The organism is Candidatus Palauibacter sp., assembly GCF_965216145.1.
GTDB lineage: Bacteria > Gemmatimonadota > Gemmatimonadetes > Palauibacterales > Palauibacteraceae > Palauibacter.
This window is the reverse complement of sequence record NZ_OZ244149.1, coordinates 3,539,574-3,565,769: the sequence shown is the minus strand read 5'-3', so window position 1 is coordinate 3,565,769 and position 26,196 is coordinate 3,539,574. Positions and strand designations below refer to the sequence as shown.

Genomic DNA, 26,196 nt, shown 5'->3' with positions numbered 1-26,196 from the left:
AGGATTCCGCCGCCCCGCCGGCAAGCGAAACGGTGCTTGCCTGACGAGGCGCGAAGATGGAGCATAGCAGCGCCATGCGACACGGGCTGTTCGCCTCGCGACGATAACCGCGCACCACGAGAGAGCGCATGAACGCACAAGCCGGGACGGCCGAACGGATCTCGGAGGAGGCCCTCGAGACCCAGACCGCATCGATTCGCGAGGCCGGGTCCTTCATACCCGATGTCCGGAACGAGTTGGGGAAGCGCATCGTCGGACAGCATCTCCTCCTCGACCGCGTTCTCATGAGCCTGATCACGGGTGGCCACATCCTGCTCGAGGGCGTGCCGGGTCTCGCCAAGACCCTCACGGTCAGCACTCTGGCCGAGACCATCCACACGACGTTCAGGCGAATCCAGTTCACGCCGGACCTGCTTCCGGCCGACGTCGTCGGAACGCTGGTATGGGAAGAGAAGACGGGGACGTTCACCGCGAAGCGCGGCCCCATCTTCGCGAATATCGTCCTCGCCGACGAGATCAACCGCGCGCCGGCCAAGGTCCAGTCCGCGCTGCTCGAGGCGATGCAGGAGCGTCAGGTGACGATCGGGGAGGAGACCCACCCTCTTCCCGTCCCGTTCCTCGTCATGGCCACGCAGAATCCGATCGAACACGAGGGGACGTACCCGCTCCCCGAGGCGCAGGTGGACCGCTTCATGTTCAAGACCCGCGTCGACTACCCCGCGCCGGAGGAGGAGCGTTCCATCATGCGCCTCATGGCGGGGGAGGATCCGCCACCCGTCCGGCCCGTCGTGGAGCCGGATCGCATCATGGCCGCGAGGGCCGTGCTCCCGGACATCTATCTGGATGAGCGGCTGGAGGACTACATCCTGGCGCTCGTGCTGGCGACGCGGGAGCCGGCTTCGCACGGTCTCCCGGACCTCGTCGACTGGATCGAGTTCGGCGCCTCCCCGCGGGCGACGATCTACCTGGCCAGGGCGGCCCGGGCCCATGCGTTTGTCGAGGGCCGCGCCTTCGTGGTTCCTGAAGACGTGAAGGCGATCGCCCGCGATGTCCTCCGTCATCGGCTCGTTCTGACCTTCCAGGCGCAGGCGGAGCAACTCGATGCCGAGCACATCCTCGACCGTCTGCTGGAGACCGTCCCGGTGCCGTGAGGTTCCGCGAACTCCTGTGGCGCCCGCTCCGGCCGGCGTCGATGCCCGACCCGGCCACGGCCTCGAAGGAGGTGAGGCGGCTCGAGTTGAAGAGCCGGCGGTTCATGGACAACCCGGCCCTGGGGCCGTACCCGTCGCTCTTTCGCGGACACGGGATCGAGTTCTCGGAGGTCCGCGAGTACCAACCCGGCGATCCGTTCCAGGCGATCGACTGGAAGGTCACGGCGCGCATGCGCCGCCCTTACGTGAAGCGCTTTGTCGAAGAACGCGAATTGGCCGTCCTCCTCATCGTCGACGTTTCCGCGTCGAACGAGTTCGGTACGCGCGGGACGCTGAAGCGCGACCTGGTGGCGGAAGTCGCGAGCGTACTGGCCATGGCCGCGATGCGAGCCGGCGATCCGGTCGGGATGCTCCTGTTCAGCGACCGGATCGAGAGCTACGCCCGTCCCGCCCGGGGCCGTAACCGCAACCTCCGTCTTCTGCACCAGCTCCTGATGGTCCAGCCGGAAGGGAAGGGCACCGACGTCGATCTCGCCCTCGTCACCGCGGCGCGCATGCTCACGGCGCGCTCCCTGGTGTTCGTCATCTCGGACTTCGTGGGGGCCGCCCATCTCGCCCGCCCGCTGCTCGCCCTCTCCGGCCGCCACGATGTGGTCGTGCTCGCGGTGGACGACCCCGCGGAGACGACGATCCCCGAAGCGGGCTGGGTGGAGGTCGTCGATCCCGAGACGGGCCGGCGCGCGGTGGTCGACCTCGGAGACGACGCAGTGCGCGAGAGGCTGACCGGTCGCTCGGAGGCGCGGGACCGCAAGCTCGAGGTGCTCTGCGCACGCTGCCACGTCGACCTGATGCGGCTCCGCACCAACGTCCCGTACGAGTCGCGACTCGCCGGTTTCTTCGCGGCCCGCGGTCGGCGGAGGCTGCGGTGAGGCGGGGTGCCCGGCCTGGTTTCGGGCTGCTGCTCTGGGCCGCGTGGGGCCTCGCGCCGGATCTGGCGGGCCAGGCGGCGGTGGACCTCGAAGCGACCGTGGAGGCGGATTCGGTTCGCGTCGGCGAGCTGTTCACGGTCCGGCTCGTCGTCGAGCAGGCGCGGTCCGGGGAGGTGCGGTTCCCCGCGCTCCTGGACCTCCCCGAGTCGCTCGAGCAGGCGGCACCGGCGCGGATTCTCTCGGCCGACGACGGACGTCGCTGGGAGGCCGAGTACACGCTCGTCGCGTGGCGGGCCGATACGCTCGCCATCCCGCCGGTCGAGGCGCAACTCGTCGGCGCGGGCGGTGTGACCCGCACGCTCGAGCCGCCGCCGGTGGCCGTCTTCAGCGTCCTCCCCGGGGACGAGGCGCTCGAGTTGCGCGACGCCCGTCCATTCCTGCGGTTTGGCGCGTCTCCGTGGTGGCTCCTCGTGCTCCTGGCGGCGGTGGCCGGACTCGCCTGGTGGACGTGGGGCAGGCGCCGCTTCGCGCCACCCGGCCCCGAGGGGCCACTTCACCCCGGTGACCTCGCGCTGCGGGAATTCACGCGCCTCCGCCGCGTCTGGGTCGAGCGCCGGCTGACCGGGGACCGCTTCTACGACGGGTACGAAGCCACCCTCAGGCGCTACGCGCGCGAGACGCGCGGCTGGGCGCCCTCGAGCGAACTGCTCGGACTCGGCGACTCCGATGCGGGCCTGATCTCGGCCCTGCGCCACTCGATCATGGCCAGGTTCGCCCGGCTGCGGACGGACCGGCGCGGTCCCATCGCCGACATCGAAATCGGCGAGGCGTTCGTGCGCTCGGAGATGCCGGAGCCGGAGCCGGACCCGGAAGAGCCGCACGCCGATGGGGAGGACGCGGGATGACCGGTTTCGCGCTCCCGGGCTGGCCCTTCCTCCTCCTCCTCCTCCTCTTGCCGCTGGGGTGGGCGCTGCTCCGCGCCGGCCGCATCCGGCTCCCCTATCCCGACATCGCGCGTCTTGCCGGTTCCGGGGGACGGGGTCGCTTGTGGTGGTGGCTCCCGCCGGTCCTGCGGACGATCGCCCTCGCCCTCGTCGTAATCACGCTCGTCAACCCCGTTCGCGTCTGGGAGCGGGTCGAGTCGGAGCGCGAGGGGGTGGCGATCATGCTCGCCGTCGACATCTCCAGTTCGATGCTGGCGGAGGACTTCCGCCCGGACAACCGGATCGAGGTCGCGAAGCGGGAGGTCATCCGCTTCATAGAGGGACGCGAGTCCGACTGGATGGGCCTCGTCGCGTTCGCGGGCGAAGCCCTCACCATGGTTCCCGGGACGCTCGATCACCCCGTGGTCGAGAGCGCCGTGGAACGCCTGGAAGCGGGACAGCTGCGGGATGGGACCGCGATCGGCGTCGCGCTCGCCACCGCTTCGAACCGCCTCCGCGACCTCGAGCCGGAATCGCGCATCGTCGTCCTGCTCACCGATGGAGACAACAACAGCGGCGGCATCTCGCCCGAGGAGGCGACAGCCGCCGCGGCGTCACTCGGCATCCGCGTCTATACGATCGGCGTCGGGCGGGACGGCGTCGCGCCGGTCCCGGTCGCGCGTACCGCCTTCGGCTACCAGTACGCGAACATCCGCGTGAACGTGAACGACGAATTGCTCGAGCGGATGGCGACCCGCACCGGCGGCGTCTACTTCCGCGCCACCGACCCCGAGGGCCTGACGCAGATCTACGAACGGATCAACGAACTCGAGACCACGCCGATCAAGGAAATCCGAACCGAGGAGCGCGTCGGGATGCGGAGGGAACTGCTCATCGCCGCGCTGGCCCTGATCCTGTTCGAGCTTCTCCTGGCCGCGACGCGCTCGCGCCGGGTGTGGGTCTGATCGTGGTGCCTCTCCCGATCGCCCTTCTCGTCGGCGCGCTCGCGGTCGGGTTGCGGCTGCTCGCGACCCGGCGGTCGTCCGCCGACCGGGCGCGGCTCGCCGACGCGTCTCTGCTCGAGCGGTACGTGCGGCTCCCGGCCGACGCGATTTCGTCCGTGCGCCTGGCCCTCCTCGCGCTGGGCGTCAGCGCCGTCGCCCTCGCCTCCGGGTCCGGCGGGACGGAGGCCCGACGCCTGGACGAGAGTGGCACGGAGACGATCCTGCTCCTCGACGCTTCGAACTCGATGCTCGCCGGCGACGTCGAGCCGAACCGCCTTCAGGTTCAGCGGGAGCTCGCGGCGCGCCTCGCGACGCGCCTCGAGGGACGGATCGGCGTCGTATACTTCGCGGGCCGGGCGTACGTGCTCTCGCCGTTGACCACGGACGTGAGCGCGATCGAGATGCTGGCCGAGGGAGTGCGGCCGGCCGCGGTGGGGCTCGGCGGGTCGTCGCTCGCCGCCGGTCTGACGCAGGCGATCGATCTCCTCGCCGGCGGGGAGGAGGGTGCGAAGAAGTCGATCGTCGTCTTCTCCGACGGCGAGGAGACCGCCGGCCCGCCGTTCGGCGAGGCGATCGGCCGCGCTCGGGGCGACGGGATCGTGATCCACGCGGTCGGGATCGGAACGACGGCCGGCGGTCAGATCCCCCTTACGCGTGAGGCGTCGCTGGACCCGACGATGGCGGCGCGCCGGAGGGGCGGGGCGTCCGTCCTGCAGGGCCCGGACGGCAACCCCGTCGTCACGAGGCTCGACGAGGCGTCGCTGATGGAGATGACGACCGCGACCGGCGGCCGCTATGTTCGCGGGGACGAGGGCATCGCGGAGATCGACGACGAACTGGCCCGTGGCACGCGGGATCCGGTGACGTCGACGGACGACCTGGCCGTGGCCGTGTTGCTGCTGCTCGCCTTCGTCAGCCTCTGGGGCGAAGGGTTCCTCTTGCCACGTGGGTGAACCGGAACGGATGCGTACGATTCTTGGCCTCGCGATCGCGTCGGCATCGCTCGCCGTCCTCACGGCGGGGGTCCAGCAGGCCGGGCCCCCCGGAGGGGCGCGCCAGGCGGCGGAGGGCGTGCAGCCGACGACCGAATCAGAGGTCGTCGAGCGCTACCGCGAGCGGGCCGCTTCCTCGAACCGGCCGATCGACCAGTACAACTTCGGGACCGCCCTCCTCAACGATGGCCAGGTGTCGGAGGCGCAGGTCCCCCTCCAGCAGTCGATAGGGAGCGAGCGCGAAGAGGTGCGGCAGAGCGCCTTCTACAACCTCGGACTCAGCTCGGCGCTGGACGGCCGCTCCGCGCAGAACGACCCGTCCGCGAGGCGAGCCGCCCTCCAGTCCGCGCGAGAGGCCTTCCGCGCCGTCCTCCGCGCCCGGGCGGACGACGAGGACGCCCGCTGGAACCTCGAACTCATCGAGCGCTGGCTCGAGGAGGAGGGCGAGAGCGGCGGCGACGACCAGCAGAGCGGCGAAGGACAGTCTCCTCAGGGAAGCGGGGCGGGCGCGGCGGCGGCGGCCGGTTCCGGAGAACTGCAGATGCTGTCTCCGGAGGAGGCGGCGGCCCTCCTCGACCAGGCGGGCGATGCCGAGGCCGCGATCCGCGACCGTGTGATGGGGCGCAACCGCTTCCAGGATCCCGTGGTCGAGCGCAACTGGTAGAACGCCTGCGGGACGCCTCGCGTCACCGTAGCTTCGGGGCCATGAACTCGCCTTCGGCCGAAGTCGCCCGTCTGACCCAGTATTCCCACGGAGCCGGCTGAGCGTGCAAGCTCGGCCCGGAGGATCTGGGCCGCATCCTAGAGCACGTTCCGATCCTGCCCGATGACCGGCTCCTCGTGGGACTCGAGGGTCCGGATGACGCCGCCGTGTACCTGCTCGAGAGCGGGGAGGCGATCGTCGCGAGCCTCGATTTCTTCACCCCGCTCGTCGACGACCCGGCGGACTTCGGCGCCATCGCGGCCGCGAACGCGCTCGGCGACCTGTACGCGATGCGGGCCCGCCCTCTGTTCGGACTGAATATCCTCGCCGTCCCGGCCGGGACCCTGTCCCACGAGACCGTGGGAGCGATCCTTCGCGGCGCGGCAGAGGTGTGCGCCGAGGCCGGGATCCCCGTGGCCGGCGGCCACTCGATCGACGACGCAGAACCCAAGTTCGGGCTGGTCGCGATCGGGCTCGCCGACCCCGATCGCCTGTGGCGCAAGGGCGGCGCGCGACCCGGCGACGCGCTCGTGCTCGGCAAGGCGCTCGGGACGGGGGTCGTGACGACCGGCGTGAAGCGCGGCGTCACCGCCGCGGCCGATCTCCAGGTCGCCGTCGCCTCGATGCGGCAACTCAACCGCGAGGCGACCGCGGCATTGTCGGACTTCGAGGTGCACGCCGCGACTGACGTGACCGGTTTCGGGCTTCTCTGTCACCTGCTCGAGATGTGCCGGGCCTCCGGCGCGAGCGCCCGGATCCGGGCTTCGGCGCCGAAAGTTCTGCCCGGCGCGCTCCGCCTTGCGGAAGAGGGGTGCGTACCCGGCGGGACCTCTCGCAACCGCGACGCGGTCTCCCCGCACGTCCGCTGGGACGAGCGGATCCCCACGGCCCTGCGGGACATCCTGCTCGACCCCCAGACCTCCGGCGGACTGCTCGCGGCGGTCCCACGGAACCAGGCCGTGGCCGCGACCGCGGCGCTCGAGGCCGACGGGTACGCGGCCGCCCTCATCGGCGAGATCGCGGAGCGGACCGGACCGGATATCGAGATCGAAGTCACGGCTTGACCGGCGGCTACTTTCCGACGTTGGTCCGCCGCGCCCCGGCGCGTACGTTTCGCCGGCGTCGCGAGAGGCCGCGAAGCGCCCGGGCCCGTAGCTCAGCCGGTTAGAGCAGGGGACTCATAATCCCAAGGTCGCAGGTTCGAATCCTGCCGGGCCCATGGTTCCCCGCAACAGACAAGGATGCGCCCATGCGGCCGCCCCGCATTCCCGCTTCCCGACGCCGCTCCGGCGGACTGTTCGCGATCCTCGTATTGCTGTCCGCCGGCACGGCGGATGCGGTCGCCCAGTCGCAGGCCACGACCGGCATCATTCGCGGCGTCGTCCGGGACCCGCTGGGAGCGCCCGTGGCCAGCGCGGCCGTCGTCATCGAACATCGCGCGACGGGGCTCACGACCACGGTCGAGACGACCTCGAACGGGACCTTCGCGCGGACGCTCCTCCCCCTCGGGGTCTACGACGTCACGGCCCGCGCCCTCGGCCAGTTCGGGGCGGAGCGGGTCGAGGGCCTCGTCCTCCGCGTCGGCCAGACGCTCGACCTCCTGCTCGAGTTCAAACCGGTCGCCGTGGCCGAGATCACGATCACCGCGGAGGCGGCGCCGCTCGTCGACACCGGGGACGCGTCGAGTTCCCATCGTCTGTCCGAGGAGGTCGTCGGCAACCTGCCGAACAACGGCCGCAACTTCCTCGACTACACGCTCCTCACGCCGGGCGTCTCGATGTCGCAGGGGCCGGACGGAGAGGTCCTCAACATCGGCGGGCAGCGGGGGATCTTCAACAACGTCTCCGTCGACGGCGCGGACTTCAACAACCCCTTCTTCGGCGAGCAGCGCGGGGGCCAGCGCCCCGCCTTCACCTTCAACCAGGACGCGATCGAAGAGATGGTGGTCGTGAGCCAGGGGGCGTCGGCCGAGTTCGGGCGTTCCGCGGGCGGCTTCGTGAACGTGATCACGAAGTCCGGCACGAACGACTTCGCCGGCTCGGCGCACTATTTCGGCCAGTGGGACGCGATCTCATCCGCGTACCCGAGCGCTCGGGGGGGCGACAAACCCGAATTCGGGCGCAGCCAGTTCGGGTTCACCTTCGGCGGCCCGATCGTGCGCGACCGGGCGTTCTTCTTCCTCGCCTACGACCAGCAGGAGGCGAGCGAGACCAAGCAGTTCACGCGCAACGTCGTGAACCCCTCCGAACTCAAGAAGCTGGAGACCTTCCTCCAGACGCGGTGGCCCGGCCTGTTCGAGGAGGAGTTCGGCCCCATCCGGCGGACGGATGACAACCGGGCCCTCATCGCGAAGCTCGACTTCAACCTCAGCGACCGGCACCAGGCGTCGCTCAAGTACAACTACACCTGGTCGCAGCAGGTGAACGGGACGTTCGACGTCGATTCGTGGGGGCTGAGCGCCAACGGACTGGAGGAGGACTTTTCGCACGCGGTGAACGCGAGCCTCCGGTCGCAACTCTCCAACACCTTGTCGAACGAGTTTCGGTTTCAGTACGCTCGCGAAGACCGGCCGCGCGGCTACGACGGACCGCTGGTGCCGGGCGCCGCGGCCCCGCCGCAGCCGGCTTTCGCCGCGATCGGTGGTCGTCCGTTCCCGGATATCGCGATGGACTTCGCGGACGGGTTCCGGATCGGGCTCCCCTTCTTCCTCCCCGTCGACCCGGGATACGACACCCGCGTCCAGCTCGTCGACAACCTCTCCTTTCTGGCCGGCGACCACCTGCTCAAGGTGGGCGTGGAGTACAACCGGACGGGCGTCGGGCAGCAGTTCATCGGCTTCGCGAACGGGCTCTACAAGTTCGCCTCCGTTGACGGGTTCATGAACTTCGTCACGGAAGGGAACCGCTACGTGACCTGCTCGGACGGCTCCGACAGCGCGGTGGGCATGTGTCCCGAGGGGACGTCGATCACGGGGCCGGTCCTCCTCTACCTGCAGGCGCTCACGCTGGGGGGCACGCCGCAGGATCAGCTCGGGCTGCAGGATTTTTCGATGGACGAGCTGGGGCTCTTCATCCAGGACACGTGGCGCCCGCGGAGAAATCTGACGCTGAACCTCGGCGTGCGCTGGGAAGGCTCGTGGCACCCGGAGACGTTCATTGACCCCGAGGACACCTTCTACGGCCCCTGGCTCGGGCACCCGGCGTTCCCCTCGGACGGGACGATTCCGGACGACCTCGACAACTTCCAGCCGCGCTTCGGGCTCGCCTGGGATCCGGGGGACGACGGCCGCACGCTCCTGCGGGTCAACGCGGGGTCCTACTTCTCGCGCCTCCCGATGCTGGTGTTCGCGCAGCACCGCACGACGAACGGCGCCTTCCAGGGGACGCTGTTCGCGAGCAGCGATTCGCCGTTCCTCCCGCCGCCGCCGCAGATCGGTGATTTTCTCACGCCCCCGCCGTCGGGCACGCCCCCCTTCCAGCCGGGGGTGAACGTCGCGGATCGAAGCCTCGAGCTGCCGCGGACCTGGTCCTTCAACGTCGCCCTGGAGCGGGCGGTCGGTGAAGCGGTGGCGTTCACGCTGTCCCTGCAGCACGCGCGGACGGACAACCTGTTCCGCTTCGTCGATCGCAATGCGGCGGAACTCGGCGCGCCGTTCGCGGAGGGCGCAGGCGGGCTGGGGACGCTAACGGTCACCGAGAGCAGCGCCCGCTCGCGCTACAACGCGATCACGCTCGGGCTTCACGCGGACGCGGCGCTCGCCGGCAGGCTGAGCTTCGAGGCGAACTACACGCTGGGCTTCGACAAGTCGGACGATGACAACGAGCGCGATCCGTTCAATTTCTTCTACGCGACCGCGACCGATTTCGAGCCGGAATACAACTGGTCGATCCGCGACCGGCGCCACCAGTTCACCGGCTTCCTCCTCTTCGATCTCGGCCGAGGCGTGCTCCTGAACCATGTGTTCCGGGTTCTCTCCGCCTCGCCGATGTCGGAGAGTTGCGGGCCGACGGTGGCGAACCCTCTGGCCGCGCCGGCGGGGGAGCGTGCCGGCGCCCCGGCGGACCGGGTGTGTGCGGACGGTTCCGTTCTCAGGCGCAACACGCTGCGCCGCGAGAACGACTTCTTCACCTGGGATCTGCGGATCTCGAGGGCGTTCGACCTCGGCGGCGGACGGACGATCGAGCCCATCTTCGAGGTCTTCAACCTGACGGGCGCCGACAACTTCCTCGACACGGCGCAGACCGGTCTCCTGTTCAACTTCGACGGCACGATCCGGAGCGGCCTCGGAGACACCCGCCGCGCGCAACTCGGCGTCCGCTTCCGCTTCTAGCGGCCCGTGGGCCGCGCGAAGTAGCGACCTCAGGGGTCGAGGATTTCGTCGATCCGGGCCAGCGCGTCGCGCAGGTGCAGCTCCGTCGTACGGTCCAGGTCGCGGCGCAGCGCGCCTTCGATCGCCTCCTGCAGTCCCGTGAGTTCGCCGCGCACGAAGGCGCGGATATCGGACTGCGAGACATCCACCGAGGTGAAGAAGTCGGACAGAGCGGCGAAGACGAAGGCCGGGAGCACGAGCTCCGACGTCATCAGGAATTCGAGCCGCTCCAGGTGGCCCCGCTGCAGGTTGCGACGGTAGACGCCGATCGGCGCCCCCGTCTCCAGTTCTCCCCAGATCGCGTCCCTCAGCTCCTCGAACATCTCCCCGAGGCTGTAATGGTCGTCCCCGTTCCGGGCTTCCGCCTCGATGAGCCGCTGCATGCGGCCCGGGTCGAGGATCATGTTCACGACGCGGACCTGGATGCCCCGCATGCGGTCCACCGTCGACGGGTTCTCGATCTTCGACAGGATCTCCTCGTCGATCATCCACGTCGGCGGTTCGAAGGCTTGGCGCGCGAAGAAGTCCATCGCGCGCCGCTGCGTCGCCTCGTCCACGAACTCGTAGACGGGGCCCTCCTGCCCGATGCGCTTCCGCGTCCGCGTGACCCCGCCGACCACGGTGCCGACGTGACCCATATACCGGTTCCACTGCCCGATCACGTTGCTGTAGAGTTCGGCCAGCTCCTCGTAGTTCTCCCCCTCGCGTCCGTCGCTGCTCCACTCGATGAGGTTGGGCAGGATCCGCTTCAGGTTCTCGATCCCGAGGTCGCTCGCCTCCGTGGCGTCCGAGCCGATGGCCTCCGTCTGGGCGCTCGGGTCGATCGGGGTGGAGCTGCCGAAGTAGTAGACCGGGTCGTCCTCCACCTCCCGGATCCACGCATCCAGGGTGGGTCGTTCCGCGTCGGCGTCGGCGTCGAGGATCGGCCGGTAGCCCCAGTTGATCGCGAAGCGGTCGTACTCCCCGATCCGCGGATCCGTGCACGCGCCCTCGTCCTCCGGCTGCGCGACGTAGTTGAAGCGGGCGTAGTCCATGATCGATGGCGCCACGCCGTTGCGGCACACGAACCCCGGCGCCCGCAGCGAGTCGACGGGGAAGGCCGAACTCGACTTCATGTTGTGCTGGAGTCCGATCGTGTGGCCCACCTCGTGCGCGGCGACGAAGCGGATGAGTTCGCCCATCACTTCGTCATCGAAGAGGGCGCGGCGGGCCGCCGGGTTCACCGCGCCCGTCTGGATCAGGTACCAGTTCCGCAGCAGGTTGGCCACGTTGTGATACCACTGGATGTCGCTCTCGAGGATCTCCCCCGTGCGCGGGTCGTGCACATGCGGCCCGGAGGCGTTCTGGACCTGTGACGGGAGCCAGCGGATCACCGAGTAGCGCACATCCTCGGGGCTGAACTCCGGGTCCTCCTCGAACGAGGGCGGCATGCGGCCCTGGATCGCGTTGGAGAAGCCGGCCGCCTCGAACGCCTCCTGCCAGTCCTCGATCCCCTGGATGAGATAGGGCCGCCACTTCTCGGGGGTCGCCGGGTCGAGGTAGTAGATGATCGGCTGCACGGGATCGACGAGTTCGCCGCGCCGGAAGGCCGCCGTGTCGCTCGGTTCGAGCCGCCACCGCGTCACGTAGGTGCGCGTGACGACCTTCTGGTCGCTGAGGCCGTAGTCGACCTGGCTCACGTTGAAGAACCCCACGCGTTCGTCGAACAGGCGCGGCTGCATGGGTTCGTCCGGGAGCAGGATCATCGACTGGTTCATCTCGACGGAGATCGCGTTCGTCGTCGCGTTCGACGGGGGCGTCTGCGCGGTGTAGGTGAGCACGTGCCGCACCTCGACGTTGCGCGGGAAGCTCTTCACCCAGTCGACGTAGGTCCGGTCGGAGTCGAGCGACCGGATCCGGTACTGGTCGCGGAAGCTCTGGCGCAGCCCGAGCATGGGGATGTCGGACTCGAACAGCGGGCTGACGTCGACGACGACGCTCGTGGAGTCGTCGTTCAGCGCCTCGATGTCGAACGCGTGCAGGATCGCCTCGAAGTTCGCGCTCCGGACGGCGCGGGCGACGGGGAGCCCGTCCTCCGCCACGTTCGTGTGGGTCACGACGCGGAGGAAGATGCGCTCGCCGTTCGAACCGTTCCGCTCCCAGCGGACGACCTGCGTGTTGAGCTTCTGTCCGCCGTAGCCCATCCCGTCGGGGACGGACGCGGTGCGCGTCACGAGGAGGATCTCCCGGTCGAGAAGATCGTTCGGAATCTCGAACAGGACCTGGTCGTCGACGCGGTGGACGTGGACCATCCCCGAGTCGGTGACCGCCTCCTCCGTCACGACCTCCGAGTAGGGCGCGGGGCCGTCGTCATCTTCCTCCCCGCCGCCGCCGGGACCGCCGCCCGAGGCCGAAGGCCCCGCCGAGGGCCGCGCGAAGGGTCGCATGCAACCCGAGGCCGCGAGGAGCAGGAAGAGAGGGAATACGAGCGCGGGTCGGCGTGCGGTGCTGAAGGTGCGAACCATGGTGTGTGTCTCCCGTTTCGGGACGATCGCGTGACGTGTCGCGGCGGGCCCGTCGGCCCGGGCGCCCAAGCTATATGGGGTCGAAGGCTTGGCCAACCCGCAATCCGGGGCCGGAGCCGGCGTGGTACGACCCCTCGTCGCATTGACGGATCCGCATGCGGCGGCTTAACCTTTGAGTTGTTCCGTTCATACCTCGTTGACGATCCCTGCGCTGGGCAGAACGCCTGCCGCAGGGTCATGAAGTTTCTTTCCGAAGGAGGTACCCCGATGCGTATCCGCACCCTGGCTCCCCTCGCCCTCGCCCTGACCATCGCGTGCGGTGAGCCTGCCACGGACGACGCCGCGATGACGGAGGACATGGCCGAAGCCATGCCCGACACCGACGCGGCGATGGCGGGAATCACCGACTACTGGCAGACCCACTTCAATATGGGTCACGGCAGCATGGTCGCGGGCAAGTTCGCCGAGGACGGGGTCCTGTGGGGCAGCTCGGGGGCCATGCTTTACGGGAGGGATGCCATCGGCGCGGGGCTCCAGGCGCGGATCGACGCGGAGGCGTCGCAGATCGCGATCCATCCCGGCGAGACGATGGGATTCGGTGACCAGCTCGTCGCCCGCGGACACTACGTGCTGACCGGCGAAGTAGACGGACGGGCGGTGACGAACTCCGGATACTACATGGCGCTGGCTGAGAATACGGATAGTGAGTGGTCGCTGAAGGGAATGGTGAGTAACCTCGACACCCCCGACCAGACCATGTCCGCGGGCGAGATGATGGAGCAGACGGAGGGAATGGGCGGCGACCTGATCCAAGCGAGCGGGGACTACTTCGTTACCCACTACAACATGGGCCACGCGTCGATGGTCGCCAACACCTACACGGAGGACGCGGTCGCGATGATGGCGGGTGAGCCGGTCCGTGAGGGACGCGCCGCGGTCGAAGAGGGTCTGCAGGCCATGTTCGATGCTGGTGTGACCTTCACCGGTATGACCGCCTGGTCCGCGCACGATCTCGACGAGGGGCATGCGGTGGGCATCGGCACCTACGGCACCGAGGGCCCGGACGGGGCCGGCGGGGGCCACTTCGCAGGGCTGTACTCGCGCGGCGAGGACGGCGGCCTCATGCTGCACTGGCTCCTCATGGGCGCCCACTCCGGCATGTAACCACCCTGGTACCGGCCGGGTCGTCTCTTCGGGCGACCCGGCCGCCATCCCTCCCCGGGCTGCTACGGGCCTGCCACCGCCCAGTCGGGCAGGACGCCGGGTTCGATCCCGAACAGCAGCGGACCCACGGCGCGGAAGATCAGCGTGATCACCACCGCGCCGCAGAAGTTGAGCACGATCCCCACCCGCGCCATCTCCGCGATCTTCACGCGGTCGCTCCCGAACACCACCGCGTTGGGCGGTGTGGCCACCGGCATCATGAACGCGCACGATGCGGACAGCGTCGCCGGGACCATGAGCAGGAGCGGGTGAACCCCGGTCGACACGCCGATGGCCGCGAAGATCGGGAGTACCATCTCGGTCGTCGCCGTGTTCGAGGTGAGTTCGGTGAGGAACGTCATCGCGAGGCAGATGACGAAGATGAGGAATATCGGCGGCACCGCGGCCAGCCCGCCGAACGCGTCGCCGATGACGCGGGCGAGGCCGGTCGCCTGGAAGCCGTGCGCGAGCGCGAACCCGCCTCCGAAGAGGAGCACGATATTCCACGGCAGCCGCAGCACGACCCCCGGCCCCATCACGGTGGGCGATTTCGCCCCGGGTGACCGCGTCGGGATGAAGAAGAGGATACCGGCCATCGTGATCGCGATCGTCCCGTCGTCGATCAGGTGACCGTAGGGCAGGAGGGCGGACCAGCCGGGAATCGTGATCGCTCCGATCTCGAGCGGCGCGCGGAAGACCCAGAGCACGGCCGTGAGCGCGAACACAACGAGGATCGCCCGTTCCTCGAATCCGAGCGGACCGAGCTTTCGCATCTCCGACTCGACGACCGCCCGGTCGACGGTCACCTCCTCGGGGACGCGGAAGAAGACGTGCGTGATCAACACCCACGCGAGGGCGAGCATGATCGCCGCGATGGGCAGCGCCATCACGAGCCACACCCCGAACGAGATGTGCGGCGCGTCCGGGAAGGTGATCTGGAAGATCCGCTGCAGCGAGAGGTTCGGCGGCGTGCCGACCAGCGTCGCAATGCCGCCGGCCGAGCAGGCGTAGGCGATCCCGAGCATGATCGAGACGGAGAACGCGCGCGTCCGGTCCCGCCCGAACTGCTCCTCCATCCTCAGGATGACGGCGAGCCCGACCGGGAGCATCATGATCGCGGTGGCCGTGTTCGAGATCCACATCGAGAGGAAGGCAGAGGCGAGCATGAACCCGAGGACGATACGGGCCGGCCCGCCCCCCACGGAGCGGATGACCCAGAGGGCGATCCGCCGGTGCACGTCCCACTTCTCCATCGTGAGGGCGATCATGAACCCCCCGAGGAAGAGGACGATCGTGCTGTTGAAGTAGATCGGCGCCGTGTCTCCGGTCCGTTCGATGCCGAGGAGCGGGAAGAGGAAGAGGGGAAGCAGGGCGGTGGCGAAGAGCGGGATCGCGTCGGTGATCCACCACGTGGCCATGAGGAGGGCCACCGCGGCCATGCGCGTGATCTCGGGGCGGCCCGGCTCGAGGTCGAACAGGAGCATGAGCAGGAAGAGCAGCGGTCCGAGCCACAGGCCGATGAGCTGGCCGCGGGACCGGCCTTCGGGGGCCGGCCGCGTGGAACGATCGTCTTGCGAAGTCGTTTGGGCCATGCGGTGCCTCGCGGCTCCGTGTCATGATCGCGGCCCCGCCCGCGCGGGACCGGGGCGCGCCCCGCCGGAGGACGCGCCGCGGCGGAGGGAAGCTACCACGCGTCGCGAGGGGCCGCGTAGTTTCCTCATGGCGGTCGCTTGGCTAGCTTTGCCTCCCTTTGCCACTTGGCGGCGACGACGCTGGCTGGATGCGCGGGCCGTCCAGGCCCCGCGGCGGCCCGCGATCACGAGACCCACGAAGAACGGTGATGATCTAGATGTTCAGTTCCGTACGATGGCGGTTGATCTGGATCGCCGTCCTGGTAGCGCTCTGCGGCTTCGCCCTCGTGCCGGAGACCGTGGTGGACGAGGAGACGGGGACGTCGGATCTCGTCTGGCCGCTGAAGCTGGGGCTCGACCTGCAGGGCGGGATGCACCTCGCGGTCGAGATCTACGATCCGGAAGGGACGCTCACCGGCGAGGATCTGAACGACGCGGTCGAACGAACCCTGACCACGATCCGCAACCGGATCGACGAGTTCGGGGTCCGCGAGCCGACCATCCAGCGGTCCGGCAACCGCATCATCATCGAACTCGCCGGGGTGGACGACCCCGAGCAGGCGAAGCGGATCGCCACCGAAACCGCCTACATGGAGTTCAAGATCATCACGGACGGCCAGGCGTTCCTCTCCGCGCTTGAACGCCTCGACCGCGCGATCGTGAACGAGGTCGGGATCGAGAACCTGGAGGTTACCTCGCTCGAGACGGAGCCGGAGGTGGACCTCGGCGAGATCCTCGGCACCGTGCCGGACTCCGCGGAGGATGCGGCCGCCCCCGACTCCATGGCGGAGACGGATGACCCGGCGGAGATCGTGGACCCCGCCACGGCGCGGCCCCTGAGCGCGTTGCTGGGCCAGGGCCGGGTCCCCGGAGAGTTCCTGGTAGCGTCCGAGAATCAGCCGACCGCGGCGGCGTGGCTCGAGCTGGACGGCGTCCGGGAGGCGATCCCGCGGGAGGTCACGGTCCACTGGGGCGTCGAGGACGTGGGGGCGGGCGGCAGTTCGTACGTCCCGCTCTACGTGCTCGAGGCCGAGCCGCTGATCACGGGCGATATGCTGCAGGACGCCGGACCCGCGAACCGGGATCCGACCTTCAACCAGCCCCTCGTGCCGTTCGAGACGACGCGCCGCGGGGCGCGCATCTTCGAGCGCGGGACGGCTCGGAACATCAATCAGAACATGGCCATCGTGCTGGACGACCGCGTGCAGAGCTACGCGGTGATCCGGCAGACGCTGAGCCGGCGGGCTCAGATCGAGCTCACGCCCGGCTCGTCGCTGCAGGAAGCCCAGGAGCTCGCGCTCGTCCTCCGCGCCGGCGCCCTCCCGATGCCGATCCAGGTCGTCGAGGAGCGGAACGTGAGCGCCTCGCTGGGTGAGGACTCGATCAGGCAGGGGCGGACCGCGTTCATCATCGGGATCGTCGGCGTCATCATCCTCATGATGTTCTACTACCGGGCTGCGGGCGTGCTCGCGGTCGGCGCCCTGGTCGTGTACGTGGTCCTCATGCTGGGCGGCCTGGCCGGCCTCGACGCGACGCTCACGCTGCCGGGCATCGCGGGTCTCATCCTGTCGATCGGGATGGCGGTGGACGCGAACGTCCTCATCTTCGAACGCGTACGCGAAGAACTCGCGGCCGGGAAAACGCCGCGCACCGCGGTGGAAGCCGGGTTCGCGAACGCGCTGTCCGCGATCGTCGATGCGAACCTCACGACGCTGATCACGGGGATCATCCTCTTCCAGTTCGGCACCGGCGCGGTGCGGGGTTTCGCGGTCACGCTGTGCATCGGGATCCTCGCGTCGTTCTTCTCCGCGATCTACGTGACGCGGACCTTCTTCATCATGTACCTGAACCGACGGGGCTCCCGGGAGTCCGTGAGCATATAGGGCGGCTGCGATCATGCGGGTCTTCCAGAACGCGAACTACAAGTTTCTCTCCATGCGTCGGCCGGCGTACTTCGCCTCGGCCGCGATCATCACCATCGGACTCGTGTCGATGGCCTTCCGCGGCGGGCTGCGGGCGGGGGTCGAGTTCACCGGCGGGGTCCTCCTCGAGGTCCAGTTCTCGCAGACGACGGACATCGCCCAGATTCGCGACGCGCTGAACGCGGGGGGGATGAGCGGCGTCCAGATCCAGCAGCTGCGCTCGGTGGGTCAGGAGAGCAACGACTTCCTGCTGAGGGTGCCGATCGGGGACGACGAGGACCAGAACGAGACGCGGGACCAGATTCGAGCGAGTCTCGAGACGGACTTCACCGCCGGGAGCTTCGAGATCGCGCGCGGGGATGCGCTGAGCGCGAAGGTGGGCGGCGAGTTCCAGCGCACCGCGGTCATCGCCGTCCTCCTCTCTTTCCTGTTGACGCTGATCTACCTCGCGTTCCGCTTCGAGTGGCGGTTCGGCGTGGCGGCGGTGATCGCGACGGCGCACGACATGCTGATCACCTTCGGGTTCATCTCGCTGCTGGATATCGAGATGAGCCTCGCCACGGTGGCGGCCCTCCTCACGATCATCGGGTATTCGCTCAACGACACGATCGTCGTCTTCGACCGGGTGCGGGAGAACCTGAGGAAGAAGCGGAAGGAGCCCTACGAAACGACGCTTGACCGCAGCCTGAACGAAACGCTGCCTCGCACGGTGCTCACGAGCGGTACGACGCTGATGGCGCTCGTCTCCCTGGTCGTCATCGGCGGCGCGGTCATCCGCCCCTTCGCCGGGGTACTCATCATCGGCGTGCTGGTGGGGACGTACTCCTCGATCTTCGTCGCCTCCCCGATGCTGCTCGAGATTCACGACCGGGCGCGCAGGCGCGCCGCCATGGCCGCTCGCCGCGCGGGGTGACCCGGCCGGCCCTCTTCGACTCGCATCTCCATCTGACGGCGGCCCGTTTCTCCACGGATCGCGATGAGGTTCTGGAACGGGCCCGGGCGCGCGGGGTGGGCGGCATGGTCACGATCGCGTCGGATCCCGGGGACGCCCGCGCCGCGGTAGCGCTGGCCGCGCGGACGCCCGAGCTGTGGGCGACGGCGGGCCTGCACCCGCACGAGGCCGACCGGAGTTCGCCCGCGCTCATCGAGGCGATCGAACGGATCGCGGCCGCGACCGAGGTGGTCGCGATCGGCGAGACCGGGCTCGACTTCCACTACGACAATGCGGCCCGGTCGGCGCAGCTCTCGAACTTCGAGGCGCACCTCGGACTCGCCGCCCGGCTCGGGCTGCCGATCGTCGTCCACTCGCGCTCGGCGGAGCCCGACACGGCGGCACGGGTGGCGGAGTACGGCGACGGCGTGGCCGGGGTGCTGCACTGCTTCACGGGCGGCGAGGCACTCCTCGATGCGGCCCTGGCGGCGGACTGGTACGTCTCCTTCTCGGGGCTCGTCACTTTCGTCTCCGAGCTGGCCGAGTCGGTCCGTGCGGTGCCGGCCGACCGCCTCCTGATCGAGACCGATGCCCCCTACCTGGCTCCGGTCCCGCGGCGCGGGCGTCGCAACGAGCCGGCGTTTCTCCCGCACACCTGCGAGCGGGTGGCCGAACTGCGCGGCATCTCGTTCGAGGAGGCGGCCGCTTTGACGACGTCGAACGCGCGCCGCTTCTACGGGCTGGAGGAGGCGGCATGACGGGTTCCGATCCGCGTCGGATCGCAATCCTCCCCGACCACGTCGCGAACCAGATCGCCGCGGGAGAGGTCGTCGAGCGTCCCGCTTCGGTGGTGAAGGAACTGGTCGAGAACGCGATCGATGCCCGAGCGCGGCGCGTGGAAGTGGCGCTTCGCAACGGGGGCAAGACCGAGATCCGTGTCTCCGACGACGGGAGGGGGATGGGCTCCGAGGACGCGCTCTTCGCCATCGAACGTCACGCGACGAGCAAGATCCGGAGCGCGGACGATCTGCGGAGGGTGCGCTCGTTCGGGTTCCGCGGCGAGGCCCTCCCCTCGATCGCGGCGGTGAGCCGCCTCGAGCTTCACACCGCACTGCGCGCCGGGGAAGGCGTACGCGTCCGTGTCGACTTCGGCCGGATTCGCGGGGTCGACACGGTGGCCCGCCGACGAGGGACCACGGCGACGGTGCGGGCGCTGTTCCACGACCTGCCGGCCCGGGCGAAGTTCCTGAAGACTTCGGCCGCCGAGACCCGGGCCGCGGGTGAGGCGCTGGTCCTCCTGGCACTCGCCAACCCCGGGGTGGGGCTCCGCCTGGAGTCGAACCGGCGGACGAAGATGGATCTCGCTCCGGCAAAGGACTGGCTCGGGCGCATCGGTCAGCTGTGGGAAGATCTCGCGGGCACGCTGATTCCGGTCGAGGACGCGGAGGGAGCGGTGCGCGTGCGGGGCTTCGTCCAGCGACCCGACGCGGCGCGGGCCCGGGGAGGACGCCGCTATACCTTCGTGAACGGCCGGCCCTTTCGGGATCCCGCGCTTCAGCGCCTCGTGGACCAGGCCTTTCGGACCACGGTCGTGGAGGGCGTGAGGCCGAGTCTCTTCCTGTGGGTCGAGGTCTCGCCGGAACGAGTGGACGTGAACGTGCATCCCGCCAAGGCGGAGGTACGCTTCCGCGATCGCGCGCACGTCGAGACCGCGGTACACGACGCGGTGCGGAGGGCGCTCGCCCGCCTCGACTCGACGAAGCCGATCGGGGTCTCGACCGTCGCGGATCGAGCCCGTTCGTCCGTGTCGCGGGGAACCGCCGCAGGGTCCGTCGAGATGCCGCAGTTCGCGCTCTTCGTCGCGGGCCGGGACGTGCCGGATCGAGGGCCCGACGCCGCAGGATCCGGCGCCCCTCCCGCCTCCGACGTCGCCGAAGTCTTCACCGGCCCCGAGTTGTGGCAGCTCCACGATCGCTACATTCTCGCGGCGACGCGCGAGGGCCTCATCATCGTCGACCAGCACTCCGCTCACGAGCGCGTCCTCTACGAGGAGATCATGGCGCGGTTCGATGGAGGGCTCGGCACCTCGCAGGCACTCCTCTTCCCGGTCACGCTGCAGTTCTCGCCGCCCGAACACGCGGCGCTCGAGGACCTGTCGGGGTTCCTCGGCCGGCTGGGGTTCGAACTGGAGCCCTTCGGCGACCGGACGTGGATCCTGCGGGCCGCGCCGCTGCCGCACGCGCGCTTCGACGCGGAGCGCTGTCTGCGCGAGATGGTGCGTGAACTCGCGGAGGGGTCGCCGCTCGTCAACTCCGCACGGAACCAGCACGAGCGGATCGCCAAGAGCATGGCGTGCAAGGGCGCGATCAAGGCGGGGGAGCACATCTCGCCGGAGGAGGCGCGGGAGCTGTTTGACCGCCTGTTCGCGACCGAACTGCCCGGACACGACGTCCACGGCCGCCCGACGATCGTGCGCCTGGGCGTTGAAGAGCTGGACCGCCGGTTCGGGCGCCACTAGCGGGGCCGGGGAGCGCGGTCGTGGGGATGCCGCCGGTGCCCGCCATCGTGGGGCCGACCGCGTCGGGCAAGACGGCGATCGCCATCGACGTCGCGCGCGAGCTGGGCGGCGAGATCATCTCGATGGACAGCCGGCAGGCATACGACGGCTTCGCGATCGGGACCGCGGCGCCCACGCCCGCCGAATTGGCGGCGGCTCCGCACCACGGCGTCGAGCTCCTCGATCCGCACGAACGCTACGGGGCGGGGCGCTTCGCGCGCTTGGCCACCGCCTGGATTTCGGATATCCGGGGTCGAGGCCCGGTCCCCATCCTCGCCGGTGGGACGGGACTCTTCCTGCGCGCCCTCACGCACCCGATGTTCGAGGAGCCGGCGCTCGACCCGCAACGGCGCGGGCGGCTCCACAAATGGCTGGCGGAACTCGATCGGGTGGAACTCCTGCGCTGGGCGACCCGGCTCGACCCCTCGCTGGCCGCTCGCAAGCGCCCACTCGATCGCCAGCGCGCCGCCCGGACGATCGAACTCGCCCTGCTGTCGGGCAAACCCCTGAGCGGCTGGATGGCGTCCGGAAGGACGGAGCGGCCCCCGCTGCGCACCGCGACGTGGGTGCTGGAAGTGCCCGCGTCACTCCTGCGCGAGCGGATCCGGCGCCGGGCCGATGGGCTGATCCGGGGCGGCGCGTGGCCGCTCGAGGTTCGCGGCCTGCTGTCAGGGGGCCTGGAGGATTCGCGGGCCTTCAACGCGCTCGGCTACGCCGACGTTGCGGCCTTCGTGCGAGGACACGCCGGCATCGAGGAGACGATCGAGCGCGTGTGCGCCGCCACGTGGCGCTATGCGCGCCGGCAACGCACCTGGTTCCGACATCAGCTCCCCGGGGACGCCGTCGCGCTGGACGGCTCGACGAAGTCGGGGCAACTTGCGCGCCGCATCGCGCGGGAATGGCGGGAATCCGCGTCGAGAGCGGGAGATGGCCGGGAAATCGGGGGATGAAGAGAAGATGAAGATCGGCATCACATGCTATCCGACGTATGGCGGCTCGGGAGCCGTGGCCACGGAACTCGGCCTCGGTCTCGCCCGCCGCGGACACGAGGTGCACTTCATCTCCTACGCCCAGCCGTTCCGCCTCACCCAGTTCATCGACGGCGTCTACTTCCACGAGGTGGAAGTGAACCGGTATCCTCTGTTCGAGTACCCGCCCTACTCGCTCGCGCTCGCCGTGACGATGCACGAGGTGACGCGACGCGAAGGACTCGATCTGCTTCATGTGCACTACGCGATCCCGCACGCGACCGCGGGCTGGATCGCGAGGGACATGCTGCGGGCCGCCGGGGGCGACGTGAAGCTGGTGACGACGCTGCACGGTACGGACATCACCCTCGTCGGACAGGATCCGTCGTATCGGTCGATCACGCGCTTTTCGATCGAAAAATCGGATCGGCTGACCGCGGTGTCCGACTGGCTGCGCGACCGGACCCACCGTGACTTCGAGTGCGACCGCTGCGCCATCGACGTGATCCCGAACTTCGTCGACCCCGATGTCTACGATCGGGAGCGCTACCGGGGACGGCACCGGCTCGCGCGGCCCGGCGAGAAGGTGGTGATGCACATCTCGAACTTCCGGGCGGTCAAGCGCATCCCGGACCTCATCGAGATGTTCGCACGAATCCGGCGCGAGGTTCCGGCTCGGCTCGTACTGGTGGGTGACGGCCCCGAACGCCAGCGGGCGGAGGAACTCGCTGCGGAGTTGGGCATCTCCGGGGCGGTCGTCTTCCTCGGCAAGTTCGACTCGGTCGCCGACCTCCTCGCCAACGCCGACCTCTTCCTTCTACCCAGCGAACAGGAGTCGTTCGGGCTCGTCGCACTGGAGGCCCAGGCGTCGGGCGTCCCGGTGGTGGGGTCCTCCGGCACCGGTCTGGACGAGGTGATCGAGGACGGCGCCACGGGCTACCTCCATCCCGTGGGCTCGGTCGACGCCATGGCACGGTCGGCCGTCTCGCTGCTGACCGATGGCGCCCTCTGGACCGGGTTCTCTCGCGAGGCGCGGCGGCGGGCCGTCGAACACTTCGCCCTCGATCGCATCGTCCCCCGCTACGAAGCGCTCTACCGAAACGTCCTCGGCCTCGACGACGCACCGGGGGTCTCGGCCGCGTGACACTGCTCGAGGCCGTCATCCTCGGGTTCGTACAGGGCATCACCGAGTTCCTGCCCGTGTCGAGTTCCGGGCATCTGGTACTCGGGCAGGCGCTGTTCGGGATCGAACTTCCCGGGGTCGCGTTCGAGGTCACCGTGCACCTGGCGACGCTGTGCGCCGTCTGCTGGGAGTTTCGAGCGCGGCTGGCGAGCCTGGTTCGCGGCGCGTGGTCGCGAGACCGCCGGAGCCTGGCCTACATCGGGCTGCTGGCCGTGGCCACGCTGCCCGCCGCGGCCGTCGGAGCGGGGCTGGGGGACGCGCTCGAACCGGCGTTCGAGCGTCCCGTGATCGCGGCCGCGATGCTGCTCCTGACCGGCGTCCTCGTCTGGTCGATCCGCTACTTCTCCAGGCGCGCCACGCGCGGGCGGCCGACCCTCGCCGGAGCCGTGGGGATCGGACTGGCTCAGGCGCTCGCGATCCTCCCCGGCATCTCGCGCTCGGGGAGTACGGTGGCCGCCGCGACGGCCGCGGGCGTCGATCCGCGCCGCGCGGCCGAGTTCTCCTTCCTACTTTCGATCCCGGCCATCGCCGGGGCCGCGGTGCTCCAGGCGCCGGCGCTCGGAGAGGCCGGGGCCGTGCTCGGTTCGGTGCCGCTCGGCGCCGCCTTCCTCACCGCGGCCCTGTCCGGGGTCCTGGCCATTCGTATCTTCCTGCGAATGCTGGAACTGCGCGTCTTCCACCGTTTCGCCTGGTACTGCTGGATCGCCGGCGGAGCCTACCTGGCCGCGGCCGCGCTCTGGCCGGCGCTGCGCGGATGACCGAGACGTGACCGAAGTCGGGGTGACCATGCTCGCAGGACAGGTCGACCGCTGGGCCGGAAAGTCGGCCGCCGCCCTTCGCCGACGGTGGGAGAGGGACGCGGTGTACCCGTTCGACAGCATCCCGTCGACGAATGACTTCGCGCACGGGTTGGCAGCGGCCGGCGCACCGGCGGGTTCCATCGTCGTGTGTCGCGAGCAGACGGCCGGACGGGGGAGAAGAGGCCGCGCATGGAGTTCGCCCGCCGGGGCGGGCCTCTACTTGAGCATGCTGTTCCGTCCCGGGGCGGACATCCTGCCGCCGCTCCTGACCGTCGTGGCGGGGGTCGATCTGGCGCGTGAACTCAACCGGCGCTTCCCCGGTCTCGGTGCGGCCGTGAAGTGGCCCAACGACCTCATGGCGGGCGACCGGAAGTTGGGCGGCATCCTGGCCGAGGTCACCAGCGGCGGGGAGGGGGAGGGGCTGCTCATCGTCGGCGTGGGGATCAACGTCGAAGCCGGTCGCCTGCCCGCGGACGTGAAGGGGGCGGTGGCGCTCGACGAGCGCGTGGGGCCGGCGCGGCTGATCGACGTGGCCGACGCCGCGGTCGCGGGGCTGGAGCGCCGCCTGCCGACCGTTTCGGACGTGCTCGACGCGGCTTCGCTGGACGAACTCGATCGCTTCGACTGGCTCCGCAACCGGTGGGTGGAGCACCGGCTCTCGGACCGCAAACCCGCGGTCGGGCTCGCGGCGGGGATCGCGCCGGACGGAGCGCTCCTCCTGAGGCCGCGGGGCGAAGCCCTGCGCCGCGTGATCGCGGGCTCGATCGAGGTCGGCGGGAGCTGATCGGCGTGCTCCTCACCGTCGATATCGGGAACACCGAGTCGGTGCTCGGATGGTTCGAGGGACGCACGCCCGTCCACGTCTGGCGGCTCGCGTCCGACCGTCGCCGGACCGGCGATGAGATTGCCCTCCAGCTCCGTGGTCTCCTCGCGGCGCAGGATCTCCCGTCACCCGGGCGGATCGTCGTTGCGTCCGTGGTTCCCGCGCTGCAACGGGCGTGGCTGGCCGCGGGCCGGATGCTGGATCTTCCGCTCCGTTTCCTCGACGGCGCGTCGCCGGTCCCGGTGCATCTCGAGGTCGATCACCCGTTGGAGGTCGGCGCCGACCGGATCGCGAACACCCTCGCCGCGGCGGAGCTCTACGGCCGCGACACCGTCGTCGTGGACCTCGGGACGGCGACCACGTTCGACTGCATCACGGCCGACGGCGTCTTCCTGGGCGGCGTGATCGCGCCCGGCCCGACCACGGGCCTCGATCAGTTGGCCAGGGCGACGGCGCGTCTCCCCCAGGTCGAGGTGGAAAGGCCCGGGCAGGTGATCGGCCGCAACACGCTGGACTGTCTGCTGAGCGGCGGATTCTACTCGGTGGTGGATGGGATCGACGGGATCGTCGACCGGATCGTGGAGGAGTGGGGGCGCGAGACGCTGGTCGTGGCGACGGGGGGGCTTGCCCGGGTCGTCGCGCCGCACTGTCGCACGGTCGACCGCGTCGAGCCGGCGCTGACGATCACGGGTCTGGCGATCGCCGACCGCTATCTGTTCCCGGGACCCGCCCCCGCGGACGGTTAGGAGCCCGTGGAAAGGGCCCCGCTGCGGACTGCTAGCGCCTGAACGCGCGGAAGGCACTCGCCCCGCAGCACTTTCCCTTCAGCTTGTCCGCGAACTCCGGGTTGATCAGACGCAGGACGAGGTACGCGACCGCGATGAAGATCACGACCTTCAGCGCCATGCCGACGAGGGGCAGGACGACTCCGAAGAGGATGCCCGTCACCCAGAACCCCACGGCTCCGGCGGCGACAAGGACCAATGCTGATCGAATCATGTTGACCTCCCTTGTTCGGGTCGCCCTACGTTACCGGCATCGGCGGGGTTTCATAACCCCCGGACCATCGTTGCCCGCGGGTGTCCGCGGATACTTGATCGGCGCCGGTTCGGCGACTATGTTCCGTCCAGCTTGGCACTCGGCAGCAAGGAGTGCTAACAGCCGCGAGGTCCCTCGCGGCCGCGTTCAAGCGCTGATCAACCGGAAACCGAAGCGTCAAGGAGGGGCAAGATGGCAACCGCCTCGAACACGAAGCTCAGCATCTCCCCGATGGCTGATCGCATCGTCGTGAAGCCACTCGAGGAAGCCGAGGAGATGCGCGGTGGGCTGTACATTCCCGACACCGCGAAGGAAAAGCCCCAGGAGGGGACCGTCGTCGCCGTGGGCCCCGGCCGCCTCAACGACGACGGCGTGCGGATCCCGATGGAGGTCAAGACGGGAGACCGGGTCCTCTACGGCAAGTACGCCGGGACCGAAGTCAAGCTGGATGGGGGGGACTACCTGATTGTCAAGGAAACCGACGTTCTGGCCGTCCTGTAAGGCGTTGGTCGTAACCCAACCGATCGATCCTGTTGACAGAGGCGCCCGAAGTGGGCGAAGGAGA

The 26,196-nt window shown here is 69.5% G+C and carries 22 protein-coding genes and 1 tRNA gene; 20 read left to right on the top strand and 3 right to left on the bottom strand.

Going from position 1 to position 26,196, the window contains the following annotated elements:
- Positions 1 to 128: 128 nt before the first annotated feature.
- The 9 genes from ACOOHF_RS15355 (at position 129) to ACOOHF_RS15315 (ending at position 10,032) form a co-directional block, all read left to right on the top strand.
- Positions 129 to 1,151 (top strand): AAA family ATPase, encoded by a 1,023-nt coding sequence (locus tag ACOOHF_RS15355; RefSeq protein WP_420462327.1) that lies wholly within the window; start codon positions 129 to 131, stop codon positions 1,149 to 1,151.
- Entirely contained in the window at positions 1,148 to 2,080 is a 933-nt protein-coding gene (locus ACOOHF_RS15350; protein ID WP_420462326.1) for a DUF58 domain-containing protein, read from the top strand. Before ACOOHF_RS15355 ends, ACOOHF_RS15350 begins: the two co-directional genes overlap by 4 nt.
- Positions 2,077 to 2,985, top strand: a complete 909-nt coding sequence (locus tag ACOOHF_RS15345) for a hypothetical protein (RefSeq protein WP_420462325.1) — start codon at positions 2,077 to 2,079, stop codon at positions 2,983 to 2,985. Before ACOOHF_RS15350 ends, ACOOHF_RS15345 begins: the two co-directional genes overlap by 4 nt.
- Positions 2,982 to 3,968, top strand: a complete 987-nt coding sequence (locus ACOOHF_RS15340; RefSeq protein ID WP_419935695.1) for a VWA domain-containing protein — start codon at positions 2,982 to 2,984, stop codon at positions 3,966 to 3,968. Before ACOOHF_RS15345 ends, ACOOHF_RS15340 begins: the two co-directional genes overlap by 4 nt.
- The gene (locus tag ACOOHF_RS15335; RefSeq protein WP_419935694.1) at positions 3,959 to 4,960 is read left to right on the top strand and encodes a vWA domain-containing protein; all 1,002 of its coding nucleotides are present in this window, start codon (positions 3,959 to 3,961) and stop codon (positions 4,958 to 4,960) included. The genes ACOOHF_RS15340 and ACOOHF_RS15335 overlap by 10 nt, the downstream gene beginning before the upstream one ends.
- Before the next feature lie 10 nt (positions 4,961 to 4,970).
- Complete coding sequence (locus ACOOHF_RS15330) at positions 4,971 to 5,663, top strand: hypothetical protein (protein WP_420462324.1); 693 nt, start codon at positions 4,971 to 4,973, stop codon at positions 5,661 to 5,663.
- 41 nt (positions 5,664 to 5,704) lie between these two features.
- Positions 5,705 to 6,766 carry a selenide, water dikinase SelD gene (selD, locus tag ACOOHF_RS15325; protein WP_420462323.1) on the top strand — a complete coding sequence of 354 codons (1,062 nt, stop codon included), beginning with the start codon at positions 5,705 to 5,707 and terminating at the stop codon, positions 6,764 to 6,766.
- An 81-nt stretch (positions 6,767 to 6,847) separates the two neighbouring features.
- Positions 6,848 to 6,921 (top strand) — tRNA-Ile (locus ACOOHF_RS15320).
- Positions 6,922 to 6,951: 30 nt separating this feature from the next.
- The gene (locus tag ACOOHF_RS15315; protein ID WP_420462322.1) at positions 6,952 to 10,032 is read left to right on the top strand and encodes a TonB-dependent receptor; all 3,081 of its coding nucleotides are present in this window, start codon (positions 6,952 to 6,954) and stop codon (positions 10,030 to 10,032) included.
- 29 nt (positions 10,033 to 10,061) lie between these two features.
- On the opposite strand, the gene ACOOHF_RS15310 is transcribed toward ACOOHF_RS15315, so the two are convergent.
- On the bottom strand, positions 10,062 to 12,575 hold the full coding sequence (locus tag ACOOHF_RS15310) for a zinc-dependent metalloprotease (protein WP_420462321.1): 2,514 nt from the start codon (positions 12,573 to 12,575) through the stop codon (positions 10,062 to 10,064).
- 267 nt (positions 12,576 to 12,842) lie between these two features.
- On the opposite strand from ACOOHF_RS15310, the gene ACOOHF_RS15305 reads away from it, so the two are divergent.
- Positions 12,843 to 13,739 carry a DUF4440 domain-containing protein gene (locus tag ACOOHF_RS15305; RefSeq protein ID WP_419935689.1) on the top strand — a complete coding sequence of 299 codons (897 nt, stop codon included), beginning with the start codon at positions 12,843 to 12,845 and terminating at the stop codon, positions 13,737 to 13,739.
- Between the two features lie 62 nt (positions 13,740 to 13,801).
- Here the strand turns inward: ACOOHF_RS15305 and ACOOHF_RS15300 are convergent, their stop codons facing one another.
- Positions 13,802 to 15,370 (bottom strand): SLC13 family permease, encoded by a 1,569-nt coding sequence (locus ACOOHF_RS15300; protein WP_419935688.1) that lies wholly within the window; start codon positions 15,368 to 15,370, stop codon positions 13,802 to 13,804.
- A gap of 257 nt (positions 15,371 to 15,627) precedes the next feature.
- Between ACOOHF_RS15300 and secD the strand changes: the two genes are divergently transcribed.
- The 9 genes from secD to ACOOHF_RS15255 are packed head-to-tail and all read left to right on the top strand — an operon-like array spanning position 15,628 to position 25,339.
- Positions 15,628 to 17,292, top strand: a complete 1,665-nt coding sequence (gene secD, locus ACOOHF_RS15295; protein ID WP_420462320.1) for a protein translocase subunit SecD — start codon at positions 15,628 to 15,630, stop codon at positions 17,290 to 17,292.
- Positions 17,293 to 17,305: 13 nt separating this feature from the next.
- On the top strand, positions 17,306 to 18,244 hold the full coding sequence (secF, locus tag ACOOHF_RS15290) for a protein translocase subunit SecF (protein ID WP_420462319.1): 939 nt from the start codon (positions 17,306 to 17,308) through the stop codon (positions 18,242 to 18,244).
- Complete coding sequence (locus ACOOHF_RS15285) at positions 18,241 to 19,020, top strand: TatD family hydrolase (protein ID WP_419935685.1); 780 nt, start codon at positions 18,241 to 18,243, stop codon at positions 19,018 to 19,020. Before secF ends, ACOOHF_RS15285 begins: the two co-directional genes overlap by 4 nt.
- Positions 19,017 to 20,780, top strand: coding sequence for a DNA mismatch repair endonuclease MutL (gene mutL, locus ACOOHF_RS15280; protein ID WP_420462318.1), 1,764 nt, complete (start codon positions 19,017 to 19,019; stop codon positions 20,778 to 20,780). The genes ACOOHF_RS15285 and mutL overlap by 4 nt, the downstream gene beginning before the upstream one ends.
- Positions 20,781 to 20,806: 26 nt before the next feature.
- Positions 20,807 to 21,769 carry a tRNA (adenosine(37)-N6)-dimethylallyltransferase MiaA gene (gene miaA / locus ACOOHF_RS15275; RefSeq protein WP_420464385.1) on the top strand — a complete coding sequence of 321 codons (963 nt, stop codon included), beginning with the start codon at positions 20,807 to 20,809 and terminating at the stop codon, positions 21,767 to 21,769.
- The gene (gene bshA / locus ACOOHF_RS15270) at positions 21,747 to 22,931 is read left to right on the top strand and encodes an N-acetyl-alpha-D-glucosaminyl L-malate synthase BshA (RefSeq protein ID WP_420462317.1); all 1,185 of its coding nucleotides are present in this window, start codon (positions 21,747 to 21,749) and stop codon (positions 22,929 to 22,931) included. Before miaA ends, bshA begins: the two co-directional genes overlap by 23 nt.
- A complete protein-coding gene (locus ACOOHF_RS15265; RefSeq protein ID WP_419935682.1) occupies positions 22,928 to 23,728 on the top strand; it encodes an undecaprenyl-diphosphate phosphatase in 801 nt (266 codons plus the stop codon). The genes bshA and ACOOHF_RS15265 overlap by 4 nt, the downstream gene beginning before the upstream one ends.
- Before the next feature lie 7 nt (positions 23,729 to 23,735).
- The gene (locus tag ACOOHF_RS15260; protein WP_420462316.1) at positions 23,736 to 24,554 is read left to right on the top strand and encodes a biotin--[acetyl-CoA-carboxylase] ligase; all 819 of its coding nucleotides are present in this window, start codon (positions 23,736 to 23,738) and stop codon (positions 24,552 to 24,554) included.
- Between the two features lie 5 nt (positions 24,555 to 24,559).
- Positions 24,560 to 25,339, top strand: a complete 780-nt coding sequence (locus tag ACOOHF_RS15255) for a type III pantothenate kinase (protein ID WP_420462315.1) — start codon at positions 24,560 to 24,562, stop codon at positions 25,337 to 25,339.
- 31 nt (positions 25,340 to 25,370) lie between these two features.
- On the opposite strand, the gene ACOOHF_RS15250 is transcribed toward ACOOHF_RS15255, so the two are convergent.
- Positions 25,371 to 25,592 (bottom strand): hypothetical protein, encoded by a 222-nt coding sequence (locus ACOOHF_RS15250; protein WP_419935679.1) that lies wholly within the window; start codon positions 25,590 to 25,592, stop codon positions 25,371 to 25,373.
- Between the two features lie 231 nt (positions 25,593 to 25,823).
- On the opposite strand from ACOOHF_RS15250, the gene groES reads away from it, so the two are divergent.
- Entirely contained in the window at positions 25,824 to 26,132 is a 309-nt protein-coding gene (groES, locus tag ACOOHF_RS15245) for a co-chaperone GroES (protein ID WP_419935678.1), read from the top strand.
- The last annotated feature ends 64 nt before the right edge of the window (positions 26,133 to 26,196 follow it).